This is a genomic window from Paraburkholderia sp. J41 (assembly GCF_905220235.1).
In the GTDB taxonomy this organism is placed as follows: domain Bacteria; phylum Pseudomonadota; class Gammaproteobacteria; order Burkholderiales; family Burkholderiaceae; genus Paraburkholderia.
The window spans coordinates 1-652 of record NZ_CAJMZE010000094.1 but is presented as its reverse complement, the minus strand read 5'-3'; the positions used below and the strand labels follow the sequence as shown (position 1 = coordinate 652).

General features: G+C 65.3%; 1 pseudogene. It reads left to right on the top strand.

The features are described 5' to 3' along the window. Nucleotides 1-652 (top strand): annotated as a pseudogene (locus U5805_RS31560) (hypothetical protein); the annotation flags it as partial.

Here is a 652-nt window from a genome sequence, read left to right as displayed (position 1 = left end):
TGCCGTGACGTACGACTCGTCGGCACATAACTCGGTGACGCTGGGCGGCTCGGGTGCAAGCGCGGTGGCGCTGCACAACGTGGCCAACGGTCTGCTGAGCGCAACGAGCACCGATGCGGTGAACGGTTCGCAACTGAACGCGACGAACACGAACGTCACGAACCTGACCAACACCGTCAACAACATCAACAACGGTGCGGGGATCAAGTATTTCCACACGAACTCGACGTTGGGGGATTCGTCGGCGACGGGATCGAACTCCACGGCGATCGGTCCGGTGGCAACGGCGTCCGGTCCGTCGGCGATCGCGATCGGCTACAACGCGACCTCGTCGAGCACGAATACGATTGCGCTCGGCGGATCGGCACAAGCAGTCGGCTTCAACTCCGAGGCGCTGGGTAACTCCGCCCAGTCGCTGTACAACGGCGACACGACAGTCGGCACGAACGCTATAGCCGCGGGCGGCAACAGCGGCTCCACGGCTGCCACGGCGCTGGGCTACGGCTCGAAGGCGCAGGCGAGCAATGCGCTGGCGCTGGGTAGCAATTCGGTTGCGAACGCGACGAACGCCACGGCGATCGGCGCAGGCGCGCAGGCTACGACGGCCAACTCGGTGGCACTGGGCCAAGGCTCGGTGGCGAACACGACCGGC